At 54.2% G+C, this 21,549-nt stretch carries 24 protein-coding genes; 9 read left to right on the top strand and 15 right to left on the bottom strand.

Annotation, left to right across the window (positions count from 1 at the left end; translation table 11 throughout):
* The first annotated feature begins 3 nt into the window (after positions 1-3).
* Positions 4-222 carry a protein SlyX gene (locus ACPUC7_RS22810; protein WP_343553819.1) on the top strand — a complete coding sequence of 73 codons (219 nt, stop codon included), beginning with the start codon at positions 4-6 and terminating at the stop codon, positions 220-222.
* Between the two features lie 46 nt (positions 223-268).
* Here the strand turns inward: ACPUC7_RS22810 and slyD are convergent, their stop codons facing one another.
* From slyD to kefG, 4 genes are all read right to left on the bottom strand, one after another.
* Positions 269-823 carry a peptidylprolyl isomerase gene (slyD, locus tag ACPUC7_RS22805; protein WP_049851962.1) on the bottom strand — a complete coding sequence of 185 codons (555 nt, stop codon included), beginning with the start codon at positions 821-823 and terminating at the stop codon, positions 269-271.
* A gap of 191 nt (positions 824-1,014) precedes the next feature.
* Positions 1,015-1,215 carry a YheV family putative zinc ribbon protein gene (locus ACPUC7_RS22800; RefSeq protein WP_343553852.1) on the bottom strand — a complete coding sequence of 67 codons (201 nt, stop codon included), beginning with the start codon at positions 1,213-1,215 and terminating at the stop codon, positions 1,015-1,017.
* 36 nt (positions 1,216-1,251) lie between these two features.
* Positions 1,252-3,054, bottom strand: coding sequence for a glutathione-regulated potassium-efflux system protein KefB (gene kefB, locus ACPUC7_RS22795; RefSeq protein WP_494924670.1), 1,803 nt, complete (start codon positions 3,052-3,054; stop codon positions 1,252-1,254).
* Positions 3,054-3,605, bottom strand: coding sequence for a glutathione-regulated potassium-efflux system ancillary protein KefG (kefG, locus tag ACPUC7_RS22790; protein WP_343553821.1), 552 nt, complete (start codon positions 3,603-3,605; stop codon positions 3,054-3,056). Before kefG ends, kefB begins: the two co-directional genes overlap by 1 nt.
* 114 nt (positions 3,606-3,719) lie before the next feature.
* On the opposite strand from kefG, the gene ACPUC7_RS22785 reads away from it, so the two are divergent.
* Positions 3,720-5,624 carry an ABC transporter ATP-binding protein gene (locus ACPUC7_RS22785; RefSeq protein WP_343553822.1) on the top strand — a complete coding sequence of 635 codons (1,905 nt, stop codon included), beginning with the start codon at positions 3,720-3,722 and terminating at the stop codon, positions 5,622-5,624.
* 78 nt (positions 5,625-5,702) lie between these two features.
* On the opposite strand, the gene tauD is transcribed toward ACPUC7_RS22785, so the two are convergent.
* From tauD to tauA, 4 genes are read right to left on the bottom strand one after another with little or no spacing between them, the layout of a single operon-like run.
* Positions 5,703-6,542 carry a taurine dioxygenase gene (gene tauD, locus ACPUC7_RS22780; RefSeq protein WP_494924669.1) on the bottom strand — a complete coding sequence of 280 codons (840 nt, stop codon included), beginning with the start codon at positions 6,540-6,542 and terminating at the stop codon, positions 5,703-5,705.
* Positions 6,539-7,366: a taurine ABC transporter permease TauC gene (tauC, locus tag ACPUC7_RS22775; RefSeq protein ID WP_494924668.1), complete on the bottom strand. Its 828-nt coding sequence runs from the start codon at positions 7,364-7,366 to the stop codon at positions 6,539-6,541. Before tauC ends, tauD begins: the two co-directional genes overlap by 4 nt.
* Complete coding sequence (tauB, locus tag ACPUC7_RS22770; protein ID WP_343553825.1) at positions 7,363-8,130, bottom strand: taurine ABC transporter ATP-binding subunit; 768 nt, start codon at positions 8,128-8,130, stop codon at positions 7,363-7,365. Before tauB ends, tauC begins: the two co-directional genes overlap by 4 nt.
* A gap of 11 nt (positions 8,131-8,141) precedes the next feature.
* Positions 8,142-9,122: a taurine ABC transporter substrate-binding protein gene (gene tauA, locus ACPUC7_RS22765; protein ID WP_494924667.1), complete on the bottom strand. Its 981-nt coding sequence runs from the start codon at positions 9,120-9,122 to the stop codon at positions 8,142-8,144.
* 232 nt (positions 9,123-9,354) lie between these two features.
* Between tauA and ACPUC7_RS22760 the strand changes: the two genes are divergently transcribed.
* Complete coding sequence (locus tag ACPUC7_RS22760; protein ID WP_343553827.1) at positions 9,355-10,335, top strand: LacI family DNA-binding transcriptional regulator; 981 nt, start codon at positions 9,355-9,357, stop codon at positions 10,333-10,335.
* 1 nt (position 10,336) lies between these two features.
* On the opposite strand, the gene ACPUC7_RS22755 is transcribed toward ACPUC7_RS22760, so the two are convergent.
* Positions 10,337-10,939, bottom strand: coding sequence for a LysE family translocator (locus tag ACPUC7_RS22755; protein WP_343553828.1), 603 nt, complete (start codon positions 10,937-10,939; stop codon positions 10,337-10,339).
* A gap of 60 nt (positions 10,940-10,999) precedes the next feature.
* Between ACPUC7_RS22755 and ACPUC7_RS22750 the strand changes: the two genes are divergently transcribed.
* From ACPUC7_RS22750 to ACPUC7_RS22740, 3 genes are all read left to right on the top strand, one after another.
* Entirely contained in the window at positions 11,000-12,016 is a 1,017-nt protein-coding gene (locus tag ACPUC7_RS22750; RefSeq protein ID WP_343553829.1) for a hydrolase, read from the top strand.
* A gap of 2 nt (positions 12,017-12,018) precedes the next feature.
* The gene (locus ACPUC7_RS22745) at positions 12,019-12,237 is read left to right on the top strand and encodes a YheU family protein (protein ID WP_494924666.1); all 219 of its coding nucleotides are present in this window, start codon (positions 12,019-12,021) and stop codon (positions 12,235-12,237) included.
* 61 nt (positions 12,238-12,298) lie between these two features.
* Positions 12,299-13,168: a phosphoribulokinase gene (locus tag ACPUC7_RS22740; protein WP_343553831.1), complete on the top strand. Its 870-nt coding sequence runs from the start codon at positions 12,299-12,301 to the stop codon at positions 13,166-13,168.
* 90 nt (positions 13,169-13,258) lie between these two features.
* Here the strand turns inward: ACPUC7_RS22740 and ACPUC7_RS22735 are convergent, their stop codons facing one another.
* Positions 13,259-13,663 (bottom strand): OsmC family protein, encoded by a 405-nt coding sequence (locus tag ACPUC7_RS22735; protein ID WP_049851954.1) that lies wholly within the window; start codon positions 13,661-13,663, stop codon positions 13,259-13,261.
* Between the two features lie 306 nt (positions 13,664-13,969).
* On the opposite strand from ACPUC7_RS22735, the gene crp reads away from it, so the two are divergent.
* Together crp and ACPUC7_RS22725 are read left to right on the top strand one after the other, a co-directional pair.
* Positions 13,970-14,602: a cAMP-activated global transcriptional regulator CRP gene (gene crp, locus ACPUC7_RS22730; protein WP_003852956.1), complete on the top strand. Its 633-nt coding sequence runs from the start codon at positions 13,970-13,972 to the stop codon at positions 14,600-14,602.
* 58 nt (positions 14,603-14,660) lie between these two features.
* Positions 14,661-16,739 (top strand): YccS/YhfK family putative transporter, encoded by a 2,079-nt coding sequence (locus ACPUC7_RS22725; RefSeq protein ID WP_494924665.1) that lies wholly within the window; start codon positions 14,661-14,663, stop codon positions 16,737-16,739.
* Here ACPUC7_RS22725 and argD read toward each other — a convergent pair.
* The 5 genes from argD to ppiA all read right to left on the bottom strand — a co-directional run bounded on the left by argD (position 16,736) and on the right by ppiA (position 20,085).
* A complete protein-coding gene (gene argD, locus ACPUC7_RS22720; RefSeq protein ID WP_494924664.1) occupies positions 16,736-17,956 on the bottom strand; it encodes a bifunctional acetylornithine/succinyldiaminopimelate transaminase in 1,221 nt (406 codons plus the stop codon). The two genes, ACPUC7_RS22725 and argD, sit on opposite strands and share 4 nt — an antisense overlap.
* Before the next feature lie 87 nt (positions 17,957-18,043).
* Entirely contained in the window at positions 18,044-18,619 is a 576-nt protein-coding gene (locus ACPUC7_RS22715) for an aminodeoxychorismate synthase component II (RefSeq protein ID WP_494924663.1), read from the bottom strand.
* Between the two features lie 41 nt (positions 18,620-18,660).
* Positions 18,661-19,254 (bottom strand): putative adenosine monophosphate-protein transferase Fic, encoded by a 594-nt coding sequence (locus ACPUC7_RS22710; protein WP_494924662.1) that lies wholly within the window; start codon positions 19,252-19,254, stop codon positions 18,661-18,663.
* Positions 19,244-19,414, bottom strand: coding sequence for a YhfG family protein (locus ACPUC7_RS22705; RefSeq protein WP_494924661.1), 171 nt, complete (start codon positions 19,412-19,414; stop codon positions 19,244-19,246). Before ACPUC7_RS22705 ends, ACPUC7_RS22710 begins: the two co-directional genes overlap by 11 nt.
* 98 nt (positions 19,415-19,512) lie before the next feature.
* On the bottom strand, positions 19,513-20,085 hold the full coding sequence (gene ppiA / locus ACPUC7_RS22700; RefSeq protein ID WP_343553839.1) for a peptidylprolyl isomerase A: 573 nt from the start codon (positions 20,083-20,085) through the stop codon (positions 19,513-19,515).
* A gap of 263 nt (positions 20,086-20,348) precedes the next feature.
* Here ppiA and tsgA point away from each other — a divergent pair, with 263 nt between their 5' ends.
* Entirely contained in the window at positions 20,349-21,527 is a 1,179-nt protein-coding gene (tsgA, locus tag ACPUC7_RS22695; RefSeq protein ID WP_494924660.1) for an MFS transporter TsgA, read from the top strand.
* Positions 21,528-21,549: the final 22 nt, after the last annotated feature.

Here is a 21,549-nt window from a genome sequence, read left to right as displayed (position 1 = left end):
ATCATGCAGCAAGCAGAATGGGAACAACGCCTTGAGGCGCTTGAGAGCAAATTGGCTTTTCAGGAATACACCATCGATCAGCTCAATCAAACGGTGGTTCAGCACGAGATGGAAATGATCAAACTGCGCGAGCAAGTGCGTTTGTTGATCGATAAAGTCAAAGAGAGCGCGCCTTCAATGATTGCATCGCAATCAGAAGAAACCCCGCCTCCACATTACTAATAAAAGAAAGGCCACCCGAAGGTGGCCTCGCAGAGCGTGACGCGGATTAGTGGCTGCAGCCGCAACCGCCAGTGCCACAACCGCCCTGGCCGTGATCGTGACCATGGTCGTGGTCATGATCATGATGATGACCATCAGCACCGTGCACGTGACCATGCGCCAGCTCTTCTTCGGTCGCTGCGCGAATCGCAACAACTTCCACGTTGAAGTTCAGGTTCTGACCGGCCAGCATGTGGTTACCATCAACCACTACGTGCTCGTCTTCAACTTCGGTGATTTCAACCGGAACTGGACCCTGATCGGTTTCTGCCAGGAAGCGCATGCCAACTTGCAGTTCGTCAACGCCCATAAACACGTCTTTAGGTACGCGCTGCACGAGGTTGTCATCGTATTGACCGTAAGCGTCATTCGCCGGGATATGCACGTCAAACTTATCGCCTACATCATGATTTTCCAGCGCTTTTTCCAGACCAGAAATCAGGGAACCATGACCGTGCAGATAGTCCAACGGTGCACTCACCGGTGACTCGTCAACCAATACACCGTCTTCGGTACGAACCTGATACGCCAGGCTCACCACCAGGTCTTTTGCTACTTTCATGATATCTCCTAACCGTTGAGAACTAAGATCCCGCCCCATTGGTCAATTTTGCGTGCAATAAACCAACCAGAAAGGTTCAAAACTGAGGATGCCAATAATGTTGCGGCATACTGCTCAGCGTTAATGGCGCCGATTGTAGCGGAATTCAATCCCGCTGTAAGTTCAAGCTTAAAAAAAGCTGCGCCATTGCGCTACTCAGGATGAAAAATACCGATCACTTGCTCATTAGTGCGAACCTGATCGCGCACTTGCTTATCGGCTTCACGCATCTGGTGACCGCATTGAACACATTCCACCACTTCAACGTTGTTTTCGCGCCACAACGCCAGGGTGTCTTTCTCTTGGCACTTTGGACAAACCGCGCCGGCAATAAAGCGTTTACGCATACTGATTCCTGTCATTCATGAACAGATCTTTTAAGTGTAGCCCTACTCATCATCCCAGCCGTCAAACTGGCGTTTTTCGTGCTGCATTTCGCGCTGGAAGATATCCTCCAGCTCACGACGCGCTTCACGCACACGTGAAACCTGGGCGCTGTCATCGTGGCTTGGCACCAGTTCACGCAGCATGCGCATATCCAGACGACGGAAATGTTGCTGCGCGCGTTGCGCCTGATGCGGATGCATGCCGAGTGAGATCAGCGTCTTGCGCCCCAACTCCAACGCACTGGAGAAGGTTTCACGTGAGAACAACGTCACGCCAGCCTGCAACAGTTCGTGGGCTTCAACACGGCCACGCGCGCGCGCCAGAATTTCCAGCTGCGGGAAATGTTGCTGGCACAGCTGCACGATGGTCATCGAATCTTCCGGATCATTACAGGTAATCACGATGGATTGCGCATTCTCTGCGCCCGCGGCACGCAGCAGCTCCAGCTCAGTGGCATCACCATAATAAACCTTGTAGCCATATTTACGCATCAGGCTGACGGCGGAGATGTCACGCTCCAGTACGGTAATACGCTTGTTATTGGCCATCAACAAACGGCCAACCACCTGACCAAAACGACCGAAACCGACCACAATCACCTGTGGCTGATCGTCCTCAACAAAATGTTTCTCGGCATTCTCGTCGGGTTCATTAAAGCGGCGCGCCAGTAAACGATCGATCGCGTTCATTAATAGCGGCGTGGTCATCATAGAAAGCGTCACGGTAACCAGCAGCAGTGGCATTTGATCGCCACTGAACATTTTCGCCGATGAGGCTGCCGAGAACAGCACGAAGGCAAATTCTCCGCCCTGACTCAACACACCCGCGAACTGCTGGCGCTCTGAACTGCGCAGGCCGTAAATGCGCCCCAGCGCATACAGCACCAACGTTTTCACCGCGACCAGAATCACCACACCAACCAGGATTTCAACGATGTGGGTATAAAGTACGCCGAGGTTCAGCGCCATGCCCACCGAAATAAAGAACAATCCCAGCAGCAAGCCTTTGAACGGTTCAATCGCCACTTCCAGCTCATGGCGATATTCACTTTCCGCCAACAGGATACCCGCGATGAACGTACCCAGCGCCATCGACAGGCCCAGCGCGTCCATAAACAGCGCCGATCCCAGCACTAACAATAATGAGGCGGCAGTAAACACTTCGCGCACGCCAGATGCGGCGATAAAGCGCAGAATCGGGCGTAACAGGTAGCGACCACCAATCAACATGCCGGCGAAGGCCAGCACTTTCATGCCCACTTTCAGCCAGTCAACGTGGCCGCTGTCGCCGCCCGCCAGCAACGGCACGAGCGCCAACGCCGGAATCACCGCCAAATCCTGGAACAGCAAGACCGAGAAACCGAGCTGGCCCGATTCGCTGCGATTCATGCCTTTATCACGCATCAACTGTAACGCCATCGCGGTGGATGACATCGCCAAACCGATGCCGCCAATCACCGCCGCCTGCCAGCTAAAGTCGGTGAGCCACAGCAGGCCGCCGAGTATCGCCGCCGAAACCAAGACTTGCGCGGCGCCGACGCCGAAAATTGAACGCCGCAGCGCCCACAACTTTGCTGGATTCAGTTCCAGGCCAATGATGAACATCAGGAACACCACGCCGAGTTCAGAGAAGTGCAAAATCTCCTCTACATCGCTGATGAAACCTAAACCCCATGGACCGATGGCAATCCCCGCCAGCAGATAGCCCAACACCGCGCCAATGCCGAGTCGCGCCGCAATCGGCACTATCAGCACCGCCGCGACCAGATAAATCACCCCGGCCGTCAGTAACGTTTCGCCTTCCATCACACACCTCCTTGCGGCAGCGGTGAAGCCAGCCAGTCGCCGTACGCACGCGCAAAATTACGCATCACTTCCGGCGTTTGTCGCCGCGCCCAGTGAATCACCATCGGCGTCATCCAGTGCATGCGACACATCTGCGCCGTCAGCTCGAATGGACGCATAATGTCACTCATCGGATAGCGATTCAGGCCGCTGTGGTGATAAGCCGTTTCCGGTTCACCGGTAGTCACCACACTGCGCCAATATTTGCCTTCCAGCGCATTGCCATCTGGGCCGCTGGCAAATCCGCGCGACAACACGCGATCCAGCCACTCTTTCAACAATGCCGGGCAGCTGTAGGTGTAAAGCGGGTGTTGAAATACGATGATTTGGTGCTCGCGCAGCAACTGCTGCTCATAGTGAATATCAATAAAAAAATCCGGATAGTGGGCGTATAAATCGTGCACCGTGACGTGGTCCAGTTCCATAGCCGACTGCAGCAAAACCCGATTAGCAATCGAATCCTGTGATTCCGGATGGGCGTAAAGCAGCAATACTTTAGGCGGCTGCGACATCAATCCCCTCCAAAGCGTCGTCACGGCACAGGAATTCCGCTACCATGCTCGACGCAACAAATATTCTCGAATTATGTTGCCGGTAAATTAACATATTCTGACGATACGGCGCTTATGATTGTCTTTTCAGCATTACAAATTCGCCGCGGCACCAACGTGCTGCTGGACAACGCAACAGCCACCATTAACCCCGGCCAAAAAGTTGGTTTAGTGGGCAAAAACGGCTGCGGCAAATCAACGCTGTTGTCGTTACTGAAAGGTGAAATCAGCAGCGACGCAGGCAATGCGACTTTCCCCAGCAACTGGGCGCTGGCGTGGGTTAATCAGGAAACCCCGGCACTCAGCAAACCGGCGCTGGACTATGTTATCGACGGCGACCGCGAATATCGTCAGCTTGAGTCTGAATTAGCCGATGCCAATGCGCGCAACGATGGCAACGCCATTGCCTTGCTGCACGGCAGATTGGATGCGATTCAGGCGTGGAGCATACCGGCTCGCGCCTCAAGTTTGCTGCACGGTTTGGGCTTTAGCCAGGAACAATTAATGCGGCCGGTAAGCGATTTCTCCGGCGGCTGGCGCATGCGCCTCAACCTAGCACAAGCGCTGGTATGCCGTTCCGATCTGCTGCTGCTGGATGAACCGACCAACCACCTTGATTTGGATGCGGTGATTTGGCTGGAACGCTGGCTGAAAAGCTACGAAGGCACGCTGGTGCTGATCTCGCATGACCGCGATTTCCTCGATCCGGTGGTGGATAAGATCATCCACATCGAACAACAAACCCTGTTCGAATACACCGGCAACTACAGCTCGTTTGAGCGTCAGCGCGGCGCCAAGCTGGCACAACAGCAAGCGCTGTTCCAGAGCCAGCAGGAAAAAGTCGCCCACCTGCAAAAGTATATTGACCGCTTCCGCGCGCAGGCGACCAAAGCCAAGCAGGCACAGAGCCGCATCAAAATGCTGGAACGTATGGAATTGATTGCACCAGCCCACGTTGATAACCCATTTAGTTTCAGCTTCCGCGCGCCAGAAAGCTTGCCGAATCCATTGCTGAAAATGGAAAAAGTCACCGCGGGCTATGGCGAGCGCATCATTCTTGACGCCATCAAACTCAATCTGGTGCCGGGTTCACGCATTGGTTTACTGGGTCGCAACGGCGCGGGTAAATCCACGCTGATCAAACTGTTAGCTGGTGAACTGGAAGCGCTGGATGGCAAAGTCGGCTTAGCAAAAGGCATCAAGCTGGGTTACTTCGCGCAGCATCAACTGGAATATTTGCGCGCCGATGAATCGCCGTTGCAGCATTTGTCGCGCATTGCACCGAAAGTGCTTGAGCAGCAGTTGCGTGACTATCTCGGTGGCTTCGGCTTCCAGGGCGATAAAGTCAGCGAAATCACCGAGCGTTTCTCCGGCGGTGAGAAAGCGCGTCTGGTGCTGGCGTTAATCGTTTGGCAGCGCCCGAACTTATTGCTGCTCGATGAACCGACCAACCACCTTGATTTGGATATGCGCCAGGCGTTGACCGAAGCGTTAATCGATTTCGAAGGCGCGTTGGTGGTGGTGTCGCACGATCGTCATTTGCTGCGCGCCACTACGGATGATTTGTATCTGGTGCACGATGGCAAAGTCGATGTGTTTGAAGGCGATCTGGAAGATTACCAGCAATGGTTGAGCGATCTGCAAAAACAGCAAGCACAACAAGATGCCGCGCCGAAGCAAGATAACGCCAACAGCGCGCAGTCGCGTAAAGACCAGAAGCGCCGCGACGCTGAACTGCGTGCGCAAACTCAGCCGCTGCGCAAAGAGATCGAAAAACTTGAGAAACAGATGGCGAAGTGGCAGAGCCAGCTCAGTGAAGCTGAAGCTCAATTGGCCGACAGCGCAATTTACGATCAGAGCCGCAAAGCCGATTTGAATCTCGCCTTGCAGCGTCAGGCGGAAAGTAAAGCCGCACTGGAAGAAGTCGAAATGGCGTGGCTGGATGCGCAAGAGCAGTTGGAGCAGATGCTGGCGAGTTAATTAAATAGTTTTTGGTCAGCATAAATGCTGACCCTACACGTTTTTCGTAGGGTCGGCATTCATGCCGACCGGATTTTATCAAACAGGCTTATCTCCAAGTACCGTCGCACGATGCATCACCCGCCGTGCAGGATAATAATCCGCATTAGCGTAATGCTGCGTCACGCGGTTATCCCAAATCGCCACATCATTCTCCTGCCAGCGCCAGCGCACCTGAAACTCAGGTTTAGCCGCGTGAGCAAACAGGAAGCCTAACAAGGCATCACTCTCTTTTTCGCTCAATCCCAGCAAACGCGTGGTAAATCCTTCATTAACAAACAACGCTTTACGCCCGCTGACCGGATGAGTACGAATCACCGGATGTTGCACCGGCGGATTTTTAGCTACCGCTTGCTGCCAGCGTTGATGCTCTTCTTCAGTTTTACGGTATTTGTATTCCTGGAACGACTTCTTAAAATCGTGCTCCGCTTGCAACCCGTTGAGCAGATGCTTGAACGGCTCCGACAGCGCTTCATACGCCGCAATACCGCTTGACCACAACGTATCGCCGCCGCTTTCCGGCAACAGTTTCGACGCTAAAATGGCAATCGCTGGCGGTGTCTCGATAAAGGTGACATCGGTGTGCCAGTTGTCGTTATCGGGCGGATTATCCTGATGGGTATCCAGCACAATGATCTCTTCCACGCCTTCCGCATGCGGATATACCGGATGGATGTGCAAATCGCCAAAGCGAATCGCCAGCGCGCGCTGCTGTTCCGGCGTAATGACCTGATTGCGCAAGAACAACACTTGATGGCGCAGCAAGCCATGATAAAGCTGTTCAAACTGCGCATCGCTCAGCGGACGGCTAAGATCAACATCGCTGACCTGCGCACCGATATTCGGGCCCAGCGCGGTAAAATTAATGCGTTCGTTCATTGTTGTTCTCCATTCCAGGGCGTCAGGCGGCGCTGCAAGGCGCGCAGACCCAGTTCTAAACCAAAAGCAATCAGGGCGATTACCGCAATCCCGGCCAGCACCACATCGGTGGCGAGAAACTCGCCGGCCGACTGCACCATAAAGCCAAGACCGCGCGTGGCAGCGATCAATTCAGCGGCAACCAGCGTGGACCAACCCACACCGAGGCCGATACGCAAGCCAGTAAGAATTTCCGGCAAGGCGCCCGGCAGAATCACATAGCGCAGCAACTGCCAACGCGATGCACCCAGCGCTTGCGCAGCACGAATCCGCACTTGCTGGGCATTCTTCACGCCCGCCAGCGTCGATAAGGTCACTGGCGCGAAAATCGCCAGATAAATCAGTAAAATCTTCGAGGTTTCACCGATGCCAAACCAGATCACCATCAGCGGCAAATAGGCCAGCGGCGGCACCGGGCGATAGAGTTCAATTAGCGGATCAAGCAAGCCGCGAATCGCCGGGCTTAAACCCATCGCGATGCCCACCGGAATGCCAATCAGCGCGGCAAAGAACAGCGCCACCAGCATACGCGCCAGGCTAGCCCCTAAATGCTGCCACAACGTCGCGTCCATAAAGCCTTGCGGGCTGGCGATCAGCAGCAGCTTTTGCAATACCAACTGCGGCGGCGGCAAAAACAGTGGCGCAATCAAACCCAGCGCCGTTACGCCCCACCACAGCAGCAGCAGAATGCCGACGCTCAACAAACTGAGCGAAAACTGTAACGAGAATGGCCAGCGTAAGCTGCGGCGGCGCGTTTGGCGTTTCTCATCAATTAACGCGCTCATACAAATGCCTCCCGCTGTGAAAATACCTGATTCAGCACATATTCACGGCGTTCGATAAACGCCGGATCGGACTTGATGCTGCGGCACGCTTCCCCGGCGGCGAAACGCTGGCCGAAATCGAGCTTCAAACGTTCCACCACGCGACCCGGTCCCGGCGACAACAGCACCAGTTCGCTGGCAAGAAATACCGCTTCTTCTATATCGTGAGTGATCAGCAGGATCTGCTTGCCGGTATCGCGCCACAGCGTCAGCAACAAGGTTTGCATCTGTTCGCGAGTAAAGGCATCCAGCGCGCCGAACGGCTCATCTAACAGCAGCAACTGAGGATCAGCCGCCAGCGCACGCGCAATCCCCACACGCTGACGTTGACCCCCAGAGAGCTGCCAGATAAAACGCTGCTCTGCACCTTCAAGCCCCACTTTACGAATTAAGCGACGGGCAATGGCATGGCGCTCCGCCTTCGCCATTCCCGCCAGTTGCAGGCCGAACGCCACGTTATCAATCACGTTACGCCACGGCAGCAATCCTTCATTTTGAAACACCACGCCGCGCTCAGCGCCCGGCCCTTCTACCGCTTTGCCATCCAGCGTAATGCTGCCGGATTCCAGCGGTAGAAAACCGGCGATCAAATTCAACAGCGTGGTTTTGCCGCAGCCGGAGGGACCCAGCACCACCAGCAGGTCGCGTTGATCCAGTTGCAGATTGATATCCTGCAACGCGGGTTGTCCGGCGTAACGTGCATTGAGATTGGTGATGTTGAGCATATCGCCTCCGATTATTTGGCTAAGGGTGCAACGAAGCGCGTGGTGACAAAGCTGCTGTAATCGCCAGCCGCTGAAGGCACTTTGCCCTGCTCTTTCAGGAAGCTGGCGGTATCGACAATCGCCTTGTTCACCGGCTTGCCGAGCTGCTCAACTTGCTGTTGTGCAGTTAGGTAGGTGTTGCCTTTCACCAGCACCGGCACATCGGATTCCGGCACCCCGCTTAAGCGCGCCAGCTTGCTCAAATTGTCGGGTTGCTTGAGCCACTGTTCTGGATTGGCGATATACGCTTGCTGCGCTTCAATCGCGCTGCGTGCAAAGGCCGTCACGATTTCAGGATGCTGCTGGGCGAAATCTTTACGCACCACCCACACATCCAGCGTTGGCGCGCCCCATTTACCCACTTGCGATGAATCCGTCAGCACGTTGCCCTCTTTTTCCAGCTCATTTACTGCCGGTGACCAAACGTAGGCGCCATCAATATCGCCACGTTTCCACGCCGCGATAATTGCTGGCGGCTGCAAGTTCACCAACGTGACCTGCGAAGGTTTAATGCCCCAATGCTTGAGAGCGGCGAGGAAGCTGTAGTGCGTGGTGGAGATGAAAGGCACGGCGATGCGTTTGCCAATCAGATCTTTGGGATTGGTAATGGATTTCTTCACCACCAGCGCTTCTGAATTACCCAACTGAGAAGCCAGCAGGAAGGCTTCAATCGGCAGTTGTTGGGTGGCGGCTACCGCCAGCGGGCTGGAGCCGATATTGCCAATCTGCACATCGCCCGATGCTAAGGCGCGCAGCACGCTGGCGCCGCTATCGAACTTGCGCCAATCCACCGTCGCACCGCTGTCTTTAGCAAAGGTGTTGTCAGCCTGCGCAACTTTGGCGGGTTCCGCCGAGGTTTGATACGCCACGGTGACATTGACCGCCTGCGCCTGGAAGGCCATCAAGGCGAATGCTGCCGCGACCGCTGTTATTGTTTTTTTCATTGCCATCATCTTTCACCCCAATGTGTTTTAGTGAGGGCAGTTTCTCCAGCCGCAGTAATTTCACCAAGGAATTAAAAATTATCCCTAATGACGATCCGTTCTTAGATCAACATCGGGCAAGCCTATGCAAAATGCGCAAATGCAAAGAACGCATAAAATGACAAATATGTCATACGCTCACATTGCAGCTGTGCTATTGATAGACAACCTGTTTATCCCCCTTATTAGCGGTCCTAAATCCATGTCGATTGAGAAAGTCGCGCATTTGGCTGGCGTGTCAAAAGCCACGGTTTCACGGGTTTTGAATCAAAATCCCGGCGTACGTCCCGACACGCGCGCCAAAGTGCTGGCAGCGATCGACATTTGCGACTATCAACCCAACTTACTGGCGCGCCAGCTGCGCACTTCACAAAGTCACATGCTGCTGGTGCTGATCCCCGATATTACCAATCCGTTTTGCTCACGCGTGGTTCAGGGCATTGAAGCCGAGGCCGAAGCGCAGGGTTATCACATACTGCTGTGCAATTCCGGATCGCAGTTGCGGCGTGAAGCAGCCTACATCGCGCTGCTGACCGGAAAAGTGGTCGATGGGGTGATCACCATGGATGCTGCCGCCTGTTTGCAGGAATTAAAGGAGCTGATTGGCGATGCGCCTTGGGTGCAATGTGCTGAATACGATCCGGCTATCGCGGCATCCAGCGTGGCAATTGATAATAAAGAAGCGGCGTTTGAAACGATTCGTTATCTGGCGGAAAAAGGTCGCCGTCGCATCGCGCTGGTTAACTGCGATATGCGCTATCTCTATTCCCATCAACGCGAAGATGGTTATCGCGCCGCGCTGGAACAGTTGGAATTGAATTATGGCAGCGTGGCGTACGCGGAAAATGTCACCTGCGAAGCGGGCAGCGCAGCGTTGCGCGAATTGCTGATGCAGCCAGAACGGCCAGATGCGGTGTTTGCGGTTTCGGATGTGTTGGCGGTTGGCGTGATTCACGCGGCGTTAGAAGCCGGGTTGCGCGTACCTGAAGATTTGGCGGTGGTGGGATTCGATGGCATCAACTTTACTAGCAGCCTCAATCCCCCGCTCACCACCATTGAACAACCGATGAACCGCATGGGCGCGCGCAGCGTACAACTGTTGCTGCAACGCATCCGTCAGCCACTCTCACCGGTGGTGCATGAAGTGTTGCCGTGGAAGCGCGTCGAACGCGCTTCCAGCTAACTTAGTGCCAAATCAACAACACGCACGCGGCAGTCAGCAAGCCCATCGCCAGATTGAAGATCTTCCACGCACGTGGGCTACGCAGTAATCGGCCAATCAGCGAGCCGAAGCCCATCCAGATTACGCCAGACACCACATTGACCAGCGCCATGCCGATACTGATCGCCACCACCGAATGCAGATAACGTTCACCCGCCAGACTGAAGCTGGCAACCGCACCCAGCGCCATCAACCAGGCTTTAGGGTTAATCAGTTGCAGCAATCCACCTTGCCAGAACGGCATTTGCTTGACCGTGACATCATCGGTTTCCAGCTTTTCATACTCGGCGGTGGCGATTTTCCACGCCAGCCACAGCAGATAAAGGCTACCGGCAATCTTCAGTACCAAGTGCAGTGAAGGATAAAGCAGGATCAACCCGCCGATGCCAAATGCCACCATCAGCAACATGACTTGCATGCCAATCATGATACCAATGAGCAGCGGAATGGTGCGCAGGAAGCCAAAATTAGCACCAGAGGCGGTAAGTAACATATTATTGGGACCTGGCGTGATGGCCGCGACCCAAAGAAAGCCTAACATTGACAAAAAAAGACTCAGTTCCATGTATATTCGGGTGCTCCTCACCCAGTAAAGCGAACAACCCATCGAAGCTATCAGCGACTTATGCATCAGACAAGCCTTTACCCAAGCTATTTTAATCGCCCAAATGGCGAGCGCTTTAAACCACTGCGCGGATTCAGTAACGCGCACTTGCAAACGCTGCTGCCGCGCATTCTGCGGCGGCGCGTCACTTTACGTCCGCATTGGCAGCGCCTTGACCTGCCCGATGGGGATTTTGTCGACTTAGCGTGGAGTGAAGATCCGGCGCAAGCGCGTCACAAACCGCGCATGGTGCTGTTTCATGGCCTGGAAGGCAGCTTCCGCAGTCCCTACGCGCACGGTTTGATGCAAGCATGTCAGGCGCGTGGCTGGCTGGCGGTGATGATGCACTTTCGCGGCTGCGGCGGTGAACCGAATCGCCTCAATCGCATTTATCACTCCGGCGAAACTGAAGACGCCACCTACTTCCTCAGTTGGCTGCAACGCGAATGGGGCACGGTGCCAACCGCGGCCGTCGGCGTGTCACTCGGCGGCAATATGCTGGCGTGTTTGTTGGGGCAACAAGGCAACGATGCACTGCTGGATGCGGCGATGGTCATCTCTGCCCCGCTGGCGTTAGAACCGTGCAGCGGCAAGTTGGATGTCGGCTTCTCGCGCTTCTATCAATACTATTTGCTCACGCAGTTGAAAAAGAACGCCACGCGCAAGTTGCAGGCCTGGCCCGGTACCTTACCGGTCGATCTCGATCAACTGCGTGCGTTTCGTCGTTTACGTGAATTTGATGATGCGGTTACCGCCCGCGCGCACGGTTTCGTCGATGCCAACGACTATTATCAACGTGCCAGCGCCATGCCGTTTTTAACCGGCGTACGTAAACCGTTGCTGCTCATCCATGCGCAGGACGATCCCTTTATGACCGACGCCGTGATTCCGCAGCCGCATCAATTGTCAGCCTCAACGCAATATCAACTGACCCAGCAAGGTGGCCACGTCGGCTTTGTTGGCGGCACGTTGCTGAAACCGCAAATGTGGCTGGAACAACGCGTGCCGGATTGGCTCTCTACCTATTTGGATGTGTAATTGTGATTATTCCCTGGCAGCAGCTTGAAGCGGAAACGCTGGAAAACCTGATTGAAACCTTCGTGCTGCGTGAAGGCACAGATTACGGCGAACAGGAACGCAGCCTGTCACAGAAAGTCGCCGATGTGCGCCGCCAACTTGAGCGCGGCGAGGTAGTGCTGGTATGGTCGGAGCTGCACGAATCCATCAATATCATGCCGAAGAGTGAATTTCGCGGCTAATGCGCCGCGCGGCAATTCGTGGTAACAATGCTCATCGCCGGACTTCACAGGGAGCTCTGTTATGTCAGCCAGGCATCCAATTATTGCGGTTACCGGTTCCAGCGGTGCCGGAACCACCACCACCAGCCTTGCCTTCCGTAAGATTTTCCAGCAGTTAAATCTGCATGCCGCGGAAGTGGAAGGCGACAGTTTCCATCGCTATACGCGTCCAGAAATGGACATGGCGATCCGCAAAGCGCGCGATCTCGGGCGCCACATCAGTTATTTCGGCCCGGAAGCCAATGACTTTGGTTTGCTGGAGCAGACGTTCAAGCATTACGGCCAAACTGGACTGGGCGAATCGCGCAAGTATTTGCACACCTACGATGAAGCCGTACCGTGGAATCAGGTGCCGGGCACCTTTACGCCGTGGCAACCGCTGCCGGAAAACACCGATGTGCTGTTTTATGAAGGTTTGCACGGCGGCGTGGTGACGCAGCCACACAACGTGGCGGAACATGTAGATCTACTTGTTGGCGTGGTGCCAATTGTTAACCTTGAGTGGATTCAAAAGCTGGTGCGCGACACCAGCGAACGTGGACATTCGCGGGAAGCGGTGATGGATTCAGTGGTGCGTTCGATGGAGGATTACATCAACTTCATCACGCCGCAATTCTCGCGTACTCACATCAACTTCCAGCGTGTGCCAACGGTGGATACCTCAAACCCGTTTGCCGCGCGTGAAATTCCGTCGCTCGACGAAAGCTTTGTGGTGATTCATTTCCGTGGATTGGAAGGGATTGCGTTCCCTTATCTGCTGGCGATGATTCAGGGATCGTTTATCTCCCACATCAACACTTTGGTGGTGCCGGGCGGAAAAATGGGCCTGGCGATGGAGTTGATTATGTTGCCGCTGGTGCAGCGCCTGATTGAAGGCAAGCGAATTGAGTGAGTGCAGTGATTATGTAGCGGCGCAATTTATTGCGTTATGTTGACCTTTTACCATCAACTGAACGCGATAAATCGCGCCGCTACAATCGAGCTAAAGCTCAATCACTTCATAGCTGTGGGTGATTTCAACGCCTTTGCCCAGCATAATAGCCACCGAACAATATTTTTCCGCTGACAGATCAACTGCGCGCGCCACCGCTTTATCGCTCAACGCTTTGCCGCTGACAATAAAATGCAGGTTAATGTGCGTAAAAATACGTGGCGCTTCTTCACGACGTTCAGAGGTGAGTTTCACTTCGCAATCGGCGACATCGCTACGCCCTTTTTGCAGAATCGACACCACGTCAATCGCGCTACAGCCGCCGGCTGCCATCAACACCATCTCCATTGGACTTGGCGCTTTATCACCGGAATTACCGTCCATTAATACCTGATGGCCGGATGAGGATTCTCCGAGAAAGGTAAGCCCTTCCACCCATTTCACTCGTGCCTGCATTATTCTTTCTCCTGAAGCGGCGGTTTTGCCGTCAGAGTACGCTTTCACATGACAAACGGCAATCCAGAGAAATCCCCCTTCTGCTGAAGCGAGACAACACAAGACAGCTCGCAAAAGCTGTGCTACAAACAGTGCTGAAAATATTTTCGTCCTAACCGACGAAGGCGGGAAGAATCAAAAGCGTAGCTTAAGAGTCACCCCGGAATAAATTTTCCTTCATTAGGAAACGCTCGACGATTAAACCGCCTGACAGGGAAAAATGCCCCCTGTATTTTTGGGCACGATTACAACAGAGGATAATAGCGAATGGTTCTCGGCAAACCGCAAACAGACCCTACACTCGAATGGTTCCTGTCCCATTGCCATATTCACAAATATCCGTCAAAAAGCACGCTCATCCATCAGGGTGAGAAAGCGGAAACGCTGTACTACATCGTGAAAGGTTCCGTAGCGGTACTGATTAAAGATGAAGAAGGCAAAGAGATGATTCTCTCCTACCTTAATCAGGGAGATTTCATCGGCGAACTCGGTCTTTTCGAAGAAGGCCAGGAACGCAGTGCTTGGGTACGTGCGAAGTCTGCCTGCGAAGTGGCTGAAATTTCATACAAAAAATTCCGTCAGCTGATTCAGGTAAACCCGGATATTTTAATGCGACTGTCGTCGCAAATGGCGCGTCGTCTGCAAGTGACATCTGAAAAAGTGGGCAACCTTGCCTTCCTCGATGTGACCGGACGTATCGCGCAAACGCTGCTTAATCTGGCTAAACAGCCAGATGCGATGACTCACCCAGACGGAATGCAGATTAAAATCACCCGTCAGGAGATTGGTCAGATCGTGGGCTGCTCACGCGAAACCGTGGGTCGTATCCTGAAAATGCTGGAAGATCAGAATCTGATCTCCGCACACGGTAAAACCATCGTCGTTTACGGCACCCGCTAATTCCTTCTCACCCACGGCGTGATGGCAACATCGCGCCGTTTCTATTTGCGATGAGCTGATGTGGCGCCGAATCATCTATCATCCTGAAGTTAACTATGCGCTGCGGCAAACGCTGGTGCTGTGCCTGCCTGTGGCTCTCGGTTGGCTGTTTGGCGATCTGCAAAAAGGGCTGTTGTTCTCTTTAGTGCCGGCCTGCTGCAACATGGCGGGGTTAGATACGCCGCACAAACGCTTCTTCAAACGCTTGATTGTGGGTGGTTCGCTGTTCGCCACCGGCAGTTTCCTGATTCCGTACCTCACCGATTATCACGTGCCGTTGCCGCTGATTTTATTGGTGTTGCCGCTACTGATTGGCGTCACCGGTGAAATCAGCCCGCTGCATGGCCGCTTACTGCCAGCCACCTTGATTGCCGCCATCTTTTCGCTAAGCCTGGTAGGACGCATGCCGATTTGGGTGCCGCCGCTGCTCTATATTGGCGGCACATTGTGGTACGGCTTGTTCAACTGGTTCTGGTTTTGGCTGTGGAAAGAGCAGCCGATGCGCGAATCGCTCAGTTTGCTGTATCGCGAGCTGGCGGATTATTGCGATGCCAAATACACCTTGCTGACGCAGTTAACCGATCCGGAAAAAGCGCTGCCGCCGCTGCTGGCACGTCAACAAAAGGCGGTTGATCTGATTACCGTCTGTTATCAGCAGATGCACATGCTGTCGGCCAGCCGCGATAACAGCCACAAACGTCTGACGCGCGCCTTCCAGGTGGCGCTGGATTTGCAGGAACACATCTCAGTTAGCCTGCACCAGCCGGAAGAAGTGCAGAAACTGGTTGAGCAGAGTCACGCCGAAGCGGTGATTCGCTGGAACGCCAAAATCATCTCAGCGCGGCTGCGGGTGCTCGCCGATGCCATTCTTTATCACCAGTTGCCGGATCGCTTTCACATGGAGAAGCAGCTGGGTGCGCTGGAGAAAATCGCCCGCCAGCATCCGGATAATCCGGTCGGCAACTTCTGTCTGTACCACTTCAGCCGCATCGCTCGCGTGCTGCGTACCCAAAAGCCGCTCTACACGCGTGACTTAATGGCCGATCGCCAACGCCGCTTGCCGCTGCTGCCAGCGCTGCGCAGCTATCTTTCCTTCAAATCATCGGCGTTACGTACCGCCGGTCGTTTCGCCGTGATGTTGATGTTTGGCAGCGCGCTGGCGCTGTTCTTCAACATCCCCAAACCTTACTGGATTCTGATGACCATTATGTTCGTCAGCCAGAATGGCTACAGCGCCACGCGCGTGCGCATTCAGCACCGCGCACTGGGCACCTTTGCCGGTTTGCTGATCGCCGCAGCTTCTTTACGGCTGGAAGTGCCGGAATCGCTCACGCTGCTGTTTATGCTGGTGATTACGCTGGCGAGCTATTTGGTGACGCGCAAATATTACGGTTGGTCGATGATTGGCTTTACCGTCACTGCGGTGTATTCGCTGCAATTGCTGTCGCTGAATGGCGCGCAGTTCTTGTTACCGCGCATGATGGATACCTTGATGGGATGCCTGATTGCCTTCGCCGGGATGATTTGGCTGTGGCCGCAATGGCAAAGCGGCTTGCTACGTAACAATGCGCACGATGCGTTGGAGGCTTATCAGGACGCGCTGCGCTTGCTGCTCGGCCCGGAGCAATCGCCGGAGAAGTTGGCGTATCAACGCATGCGCGTCAATCAAGCGCACAACGCGCTGTTTAACTCGCTCAATCAAGCCTCCAGCGAACCCGGCTTCAATCTGCAATATCTGAAAGATATGCGCATGTGGGTAACGCACAGCCAATTTATCGTTGAGCATATCAATGCGATGACCATTCTGGCGCGTGAACACACTATGCTGACGTCCAAGTTGGCGGAACGTTATCTGCAATCCTGTGAAATCGCGCTGCAACGCTGTCAGCAACGGCTGGCGTACGATGGGCCAGGCAATGACAGCAATATTCTGGAAGCGCCGGAGAATCTGAATGAAGGGCCGGTGACGATTGTCGAACAGCATGTGAAGCGGATTTTGCAGCACCTCAACGTGATGCACACCATCTCTTCTTTGGCGTGGAGCCAGCGACCGCATCATGGCCGCTGGCTTAAGGTGTTGCGTCCGAAAGCGGATTAAGCGGCTAACACTTTCTCAATCGCGGTGGCGAAACGCGTCATGCCTTCGGCGATGTCAGTGGGTTCAATCACCAGCGACGGCACAAAACGAATCACGTCGGTGCCCGCAGTCAAAATCATCAGCCCTTCTGCCGCTGAAGCGTTGAGAATGTCACGCGCTTTACTGGCGAACTGCGGTTTCAGCGCGGCACCAATCAGCAGACCTTTACCGCGGATCTCGCTGAAGATGTCGAACTTGCTGTCGATGGCTTGCAGCGCTTCAACGAACTGCTGGCGACGCGCATCCACGCCGTCCAACACTTCCGGCGTATTGATAATGTCGAGTGCGGTTTCCGCAATCGCACACGCCAGCGGGTTGCCGCCGTAAGTGGTGCCATGCACGCCCGGCGCCATCACCGAGGCAATTTCGTTGGTGGTCAACATCGCGCTCACCGGGAAACCGCCGCCCAACGCTTTCGCGGTGGTGATGATGTCGGGTTTGATGCCGTAATGTTCATAGGCAAACAGCTTGCCGCTACGTCCCATGCCGCTCTGCACTTCATCCAACACCAGCAGCGCATTATGTTCATCACACAGCGCGCGCAAACCTTGCATAAATTCCGCCGTCGCGGGCATCACGCCGCCTTCGCCCTGAATCGGCTCGACCACGATGGCGCAGGTATGATCGTCAATCACGGCTTTAACCGCATCAAGATCGTTGAACGGCACATGCACGATATCCGCCGGTTTCGGCCCAAAGCCATCGGAATATTTTGGCTGCCCGCCAACCGACACGGTGAACAGCGTGCGGCCGTGGAAGGCGTTATGGAAAGCGATGATTTTGCTTTTGAACGGGCTGTGCTTTTTGCAGGCGTAATAACGAGCCAGCTTGAAGGCGGCTTCGTTGGCTTCTGCGCCAGAGTTACCGAAAAACACCCGGTCGGCAAAAGTGGCCGCAATCAACTTGCTGGCCAGACGCAGCGCCGGTTCGTTGGTGAACACGTTGCTGGTATGCCACAAGGTTTCGCCTTGGGTTTTCAGCGTTTCCACCAGCGCCGGATGACAATGGCCCAATGCAGTCACCGCGATCCCGCCAGAGAAATCGATATACTCTTTGCCCTGCTGATCCCACACTCGGCTGCCTTTGCCTTTAACCGGCACAAACTGCGCAGGTGCATAAACAGGCAAAATAACGTTATCGAACGTTTCCCGGGTTACCGCTATTTTTTCCGCTGCCATTGACGACCTCATCGGGTTATTTGTTGAGCTGATGTGAAATTATAATCACAAAATATGCATAAAAAATCACACGAAGGCAAACATAAGTTATGCGTTCAGGAAATTCGCCAGCAGTTGATGCCCTTGCTCACTGAGAATGCTTTCTGGGTGAAACTGCACGCCTTCCAGCGGCAACGTACGATGACGGAAACCCATGATCTCATCTGGCTCGCCATCGCGCAGGCTCCATGCGGTAATTTCAAACTCAGCAGGCAGCGTATCGCGCGCCACAATCAAGGAATGATAGCGCGTCACGGTGAGCGGATTATTAAGGTCACGAAACACACCTTGATTGGTGTGCTGAATCAGCGAGGTTTTGCCGTGCATCACCTGGCGCGCGCGCACCACCTGCGCGCCGTACACCTGCGCGATGGCCTGATGGCCGAGACATACGCCGAGAATCGGCAGACGTCCGGCGAAGTGACGAATCGCCGCGAGGGAAATGCCGGATTGATCCGGCGTGCACGGACCCGGCGAAATCACCAGATGCGTCAGCGGCAACGCCTCCATCTCATCCAACGTAAGCGCATCATTACGCACCACGCGCACTTCCGCGCCCAATTCGCAAAAGTATTGGTAGAGATTCCAGGTGAAAGAGTCGTAGTTATCGATTAGCAGCAGCATAATGCCCTCAGGCCAGTAAAACCGCCGCTATTCTACGCATTTTAGCTTGTCGGACTCACCACTTTCGCAAACAGTGCGGTGAGCGGCGCTAAATCGCCAGCAACACCCGCTGAGATAGCGGCGCGCCATGCATCGCGCTCCAGATTTTCCCACGTCAGCAAATATCCAGCGTGCAGCGCCAGCTGCTCGAAGAAGATACGCTGTGCGCGGCCATTGCCAGCGCGGAACGGGTGCAGCACGAAGATTTCACAATAGTAGTGCGCGATGCGCGCCATAAACTCATCCTGAGGCAGATCCGCCAATCCGCGTTCTGCTTCCAGCGCTTGCATCAGCGTGTTGCCCTCTTTCTCAATGTATTCGCAGTGACAATACGGCGTTTCATCGCGCCAGATATCCACCGTGCGCAGTTCACCGGCCCACGCGTAGAGATCCTGAAACAACGTGCGATGAATATGGCACAAGCGCGGTAAACCAATGCTGCGCGGCCCAAGTTCTAAGGTCGCGATACGTGCAGTACTGAAAGCCAGTTCGGCTTTACGCAGTTGCGCTTCATCATGAATATCAAGGCGATTCTTCAACACGCTGTCGTTATGCCACAGATAAGGATCGCGCACCGCCAGGCTATTATCCGCCATATTGCCTCCTCAACGATGTGAGTCGTTCTTCGGCTTGATCTGCTTCAATTACGGGTTCACTGGTTGAGTAGCCAGCCAGCCGACAACTGGCTTGATAATTCGCCGCACGGCGCTGCTGCCACAAAGTGGCTTTCTGTTTCTCGGTGAGTTTACTGGTCATAGCGCCTCCGGCAAGCAATGAGCCCTAAGTATAAGCAGCAATTTTTTGCTTTGCCGGAGAGCAAATGACGCGCCACGGTTAAATGGCGCGAGAAGCGATTAAGGCAGGACTTTGGCGGAGAGGATAACAATCGGTTTTGACGGCACATTTTGGTACGGACCGACATCTTTGGTCGGCACTTGGGCAATCTTGTCGATCACATCCTGACCTTTCACAACTTTACCAAACACCGCATACCCGAAGTCACGTTGACCGTGATCGAGGAAGGCGTTATCGGCCACGTTGAGGAAGAATTGGCTGGTCGCGCTATCTTTATCTGCGGTACGCGCCATCGAGATGGTGCCGCGCAGGTTACGCAAGCCGTTGTCAGCTTCATTTTTGATCGGCGCCACGGTTTGCTTCTGTTGCATATCTGCCGTGAAACCACCGCCCTGAATCATGAAGCCAGGAATAACGCGATGGAAAATGGTGTTGTTGTAGAAACCATTATTGACGTAATCAGTGAAGTTTTTCACCGAAACCGGGGCTTTCTGGTTGTTCAGTTCGAGTTCAATATTGCCCGCAGAGGTGGTGAGCAGCACATGTGTATCGCCTTTTGCAGCCAGCGCGGCAGACGATACGGAAGAGAGCGCTAACAGGGCAACTGCCGCTGTCAAAGTACGTTTAAGCATGAAAGATTCCTTACCATGGAGAGCTAGCTCAAAAACGAGATTGATTGTAAAGAGCATGTAATCCAAGAGCCAGCGTTTTACCGATATTTACGTGGATGTTGCAGTTGTCATACTTTTGCTGCCGCGCAATCATTTGCGTGACGAAAATCACACTCTCAATGAAATATTTCCGGCTTGTTACACTCTTTGTTTATTAAGATCACAGCAGCACTTACAATTCATGACACTTTTTTGCCATCCTCGGCGCTTCACGGGTTCAGAACATGACAAACCGCAATCGACTTGGCCTTACCTGGATTAGCTATTTCTCCTATGCGCTTACTGGCGCACTGGTCATTGTTACCGGTATGGTGCTGGATAACATCGCGCAATATTTCCAGCGTCCTATTTCAGAAATGAGCAACACCTTCACCTTCCTTAATGCGGGCATTTTGGTGTCGGTGTTCCTGAACGCCTGGTTGATGGTGATTGTACCGCTTAAGCGTCAGCTGATTTTTGGCTTCGTGCTGATGATTCTCGCCGTGGCAGGTTTGATGACCAGCCACGATCTGACCATCTTCTCGCTGTGCATGTTCGTGCTCGGCGTGGTTAGCGGTATCACCATGTCGATTGGTACTTTCCTGATTACCCATCTGTACGATGGTCGCCAACGCGGCGCACGTCTGCTGTTCACCGACTCATTCTTTAGCATGGCCGGTACCATCTTCCCGATCATCGCCGGTATTTTGCTGGCGCGCGCGCTACCGTGGTATTGGGTTTACGCCTGCATCGGCGTGATTTACGTGGCGATCTTCGTACTGACGCTGTTCATCGAGTTCCCGGTGCTGAAAAACGAAGCCGCTAAACCTGGCATCGAGAAAGAGAAATGGGGCATCGGCGTGCTGTTCCTGTCGATTGCCGCGCTGTGCTACATCCTTGGCCAGCTGGGCTTTATCTCTTGGGTGCCGGAATACGCCACCAAATCAATGGGCATGGATATTGCCGCCGCCGGTCAATTAGTTGGTAACTTCTGGACCGCGTATATGGTCGGCATGTGGGTGTTCAGCTTCGTACTGCGCTTCTTCGATCTGCAACGCATCCTGATGGTGCTGGCGGCGTTGGCGACCGGTTTGATGTACTGGTTCGTCACTACCCAAGACGCCAACATGCTGCACTGGATCATCATGACATTGGGCTTCAGTTCTAGCGCCATTTACACCACTATCATCACGCTGGGATCGCTGCAAACCAAGGTCTCTTCACCGAAGCTGGTGAACTTCATCCTGACCTGCGGCACTGTCGGCACCATGTTGACCTTTGTGGTTACCGGCCCAATTGTGGCATCCGGTGGCGCACATGCGGCGCTCTCAACCGCGAATGGTTTGTATGCGGTGGTGTTCGTCATGTGTGTGTTGTTGGGCTTTGTCACCAAGCATCGCCAGCATGGTCACGTAACGCATTAATTTTTATCGGCGGCTCAATCGG

The sequence above is a fragment of the Pantoea sp. CFCC18179 genome, from assembly GCF_059412405.1.
This window is presented reverse-complemented; position numbering and strand designations above follow the sequence as displayed.